The sequence below is a fragment of the Ureaplasma diversum genome (assembly GCF_000941095.1).
GTDB lineage: Bacteria > Bacillota_I > Bacilli_A > Mycoplasmatales > Mycoplasmoidaceae > Ureaplasma > Ureaplasma diversum.
Genome location: NZ_CP009770.1, coordinates 212028 through 216111 on the forward strand (window position 1 = coordinate 212028; position 4084 = coordinate 216111).

2 protein-coding genes are annotated in these 4084 nt (G+C 28.8%); both read left to right on the forward strand.

Going from position 1 to position 4084, the window contains the following annotated elements:
- Positions 1 to 1227: hypothetical protein (locus JM47_RS00845; RefSeq protein WP_208895128.1), on the forward strand; the 1227-nt coding region annotated here is incomplete at its 5' end.
- A gap of 365 nt (positions 1228 to 1592) precedes the next feature.
- A complete protein-coding gene (locus JM47_RS03855; RefSeq protein ID WP_222702330.1) occupies positions 1593 to 3917 on the forward strand; it encodes an MAG6410 family transglutaminase-related lipoprotein in 2325 nt (774 codons plus the stop codon).
- Positions 3918 to 4084 lie beyond the last annotated feature (167 nt).

The window sequence follows — 4084 nt, forward strand, 5'->3', positions numbered from 1 at the left end:
ATGGCAGGGGTTAGTGTTATTGGAGTAGTTGCAGCTTGTGCACCAACAAAGGCGAAACCAGCTAAACCCACTGAAAAGAAAGTAGAACAGCCACAAACTAGTGGAACTGAATCTTCAAAAACAGGTAGTGGAAGTGGAAACGCTACAACTGGAACTAAACAAGGTTCTGAAAATAATACAACTACTCCATCAGCAGGTTCAACTAATACAAATCCAGGAGCAACACAACCTACAACTCCTGAATCAGGTTCAAAAACTAAACCTGAAGATTCTAAAGGTTCTGGAACTGATTCAGAATCTAAAAAAGATGACAAAACTGAAAATAAACCTAATCTTGGTTCTGACCCTTCTAATGGTTCTGATGATACTAATAAAAAAACCGAAACTGAAGGAAAAGTTGAAGAAGGTAAGAATGATAACACACCTAAAACAGCTGAAGAAAATGGTACACAATCAGATACACCAACTGAACCACAAGCCCCACCAGCCGCTAATAGTGGAAGTGATTCTACAAAAAAAGATATGGAAGCAGACCCAGGAAAAACTGATGCGAAAAAAATGGAAGGTTCAGGAAGCGAAGATCCTAAAGCAATGGGTGATACAAGTGGTTCAAATAATGAACAACAAAATTCAGAACTACAATTAAAAACTAAAAAAGATGAAGCTAAAGCATCAATTTCTAAATTAAGTAACCTTTTAGCTAATGATAAAAAAGAATTCGAAAAACAAATTGATGCAATTACAAAGCCAGAACAAATAAACCAAATTAATGATATTTTAAAAGAAGCAACTAATAAAGACACTGAACGTAAAAACAAATTAACGCCTACTAATAGTGTCTTAAACTATGATGCAACAAATAAACGAAATTATCTACGATTTGAATTCAAAACATCTAAGGAAACTTTTGATAAGATCAAAAAGCAAAAACTAACCTTATTACTTCAGGTTCGTGGAAAAGATGGAAGCCAGTATAATCCAGTAACAGATGCTGCAGCTACATGAAACGATGGTTCAAATATAGTTTATATTGGCACTAAAGATGGACTATATATACTTAGAATTGAAACAAATAGTTATTTTGTTAAAGAATTAAATTCTCCAGAAGGATATTACAAGCTTATAGGTTTATCATATATGGAAAATGATAAAAAAATAGAATTATTAAACCAACCATCTCAAGAAATTGAAGTAAGTTATAGTACTGCTTCAGCACCTAAAGCATAATATTTTTTCTAAATGAAATATCAATAACCAAATACAATAAAATTAGTACACACTACTTAAAGGTGTGTTCTATTTTTATATCAAAGTATTTAAATTAGAAGTCATATTTTTTAAATATAACCAACAAAAAATTTTCAGCTATTAAATTAAATTTAATTTAGTAGCAACTTCAGAACCTAAATAAATCAGCTTATATAATTGTGAAATAAGCCATTTTTTCTTTTTACATTAAATAATAAATATCAAAGATAATTGATTAGTATATGGTAGTATTTTTAGCTATTTTTAAATTTATTGTGGTATATTGTAATATCATAGATATTATGTAATCAATAATAGTTTTATTTACTAAAGGAGAACTGGTTATGAAAACTAAAAAGAAAGTTATTATCTCTGCTTTATTATGTAGTGCAGTTTTAGTACCAATTGTTGGTTTGATAGCTAGTTGTAATAATGAACAACAACAACAACAAAGTGTTAACCAAAACCAAGTTCTTATTAAACAAGAAAACAATACTAAAAATACTAAAACTAAATCAAACCTAAATAAAACTAGCCCTATCTCAAAAGAACAACCTAAAGTAAAGAGTGAAACTTTAGTTAAAAAATCTTTTGATTCTAACAACAACAATAATAATAATAATAATAATAATAATAATAGCTTGGAAGACAACTCTAAAACAAAGAGTGAAACTTCAGTTAATAAACCAACTACACCTAATCAAAATAACAACAATGTTGTAGTAACTAAACCAGAGAATTCACAACCAAAACAAAATAATATACAACCAATTAAAGTTGCTAGTGATTTTTATCCAAAACAAACACAAGAACCTTTAGCTTTTAGTACGCTAAATGAACAAGAAATAAAAGCTAGAATTTTAAGTACAGATCAATCAACAGTTTCTTATTATTCACATCCTGATTTTAGACTTAAAACTAATTATGTGATACTTTTAGGTGGGAAAGATGATTCTAAAAGAGAGTCAACTAAATTAGAATTATTAACAAAGGATAATGAACCAGTAGATGGGGTGCGATGATTCATCAGAACAAGATATCCAACTGATGATGTTTTTAGTAGTGAAGTAAATATAAAAGATAGTGTCATCACTCTTAAAAAAGACGGAACAGTTACTGCACTATCTTATGATGGAAATGATAAAGCTGCTGAAGTTTGAGCAGAATATAAAGGTTATTTATATAAAGTTGTAGTAAGAGTTTATTCTGATACTGAAACACTTAATGAATTTGAAATAAGAGAATCAAAAAAAGTTGCAAAAGAAATCGTTAAAGATTGACATCATTTATCTAATTTCCAAAAAGCTCTTAAAGCCTATGAATGATTAACTAAGAATGTTAGATATGAAGAAAGTGAAGATCCATTTAGTGATCAAACTGCATACTCAGCACTTGTTAAAAGAGCTTCTGTGTGTACAGGATATTCTAAAGGTTATAAGATGTTACTTGATGAATTAGGTGTTCCTTGTACTTTTATAACTGGGCGATTAGATCATCAGTATCATATCTGAAATGTAGTTGAAATAGAAGGTAAATGATATCATGTGGATGCTACCTGAGGTGCTAGAAGTGCAAGTATATCACTTAGTAATGAGCAAGAAACAACATACAATTACTTCTTAATACGTGATGAAGACTTTGCAAAAGGGCGAACATTCACTAATCCATATACTAAAGAAGAAATGGGTACAAAATATCGAGCCGCTAAAATGGAGAATTTTACTGCTAATGATATTGATGTCAAAAGAGTAATTCATAAAACATATACTAGAAAAAATGAAGAAGTTAAATGACTTACAATATTAACTCAATGACAATATAGAGATATTGAACATCTTCAAAAGATTGTTGAGCAAGAAACTAAAGGGAAGATTGACCGAGATGGTGGATCCCATTCAAATATTGAAGAAAACTTCAATCAATTCAGATTCATTGTTCAAAATCCATTAGATAAGAAAGAATATCAAAAAGCAAACCTAACTATTAGTGCAATCACAAATAATTCAAGTAACTACATTATTAAAATTAAAGCTAATAAAGATATTGAATTAGGTTTAGAAAATATTGAAGTTGAAAATGCTTTCATTGATAAACTTGAAAAAACAGATGATGGTTATTTAGTTTATTTAACTAATTTTGATAATCCAAATGGACCAAATAAAGTTAAAATTGATATCTTCAAAATAGGTTATGATTTTACTTTAGATAAATCTGAACTAACATTCAATGTATTACAACAACCAAAACCAAATGCTGTATTTAAAGCTTTATCTAACTCATCAGCTATTTTAACTAATGTTGATTCATCAATGCAATATCGAACAACTATTGGTAAATGAATAGATATTAATTCTGATAAAGTTGAATTAAATGATATAGGAACATTAGGTATTTGAGTTCGTAAAAAACCAGATACTAATCATATGCTTTCATATGTTCAACATATTAATGTTTCTAAAGGAAGAGATATTGATAAGGATGTTAAATATTACAACAACCAAATCATTGGTGTAGATAGTAGTATGCAATATCGATTAGTTAATAGTTCTGACTGAAAAGAAATAACAACAAACCGATTAAGTAATTTAAAACCAGGAACTTATGAAGTTAGAATCAAACCAAACGGAACACAACTGGCTTCAGACCCTGTTAAAGTAGTGGTTAGTTAAGCTAACTTTCTAATACTTTAAAAATTAACTATATTGGAACACTAAGGCACAAAGTGCCTTTTTTTTTTTTTTTTTGGAACGAAAATAAAAATTATAGAATTCGTTCATATTTCAAATAAATCCAAGCTTTGATAAAAGGAATTTTAGACATAATTTACTATCAAAGG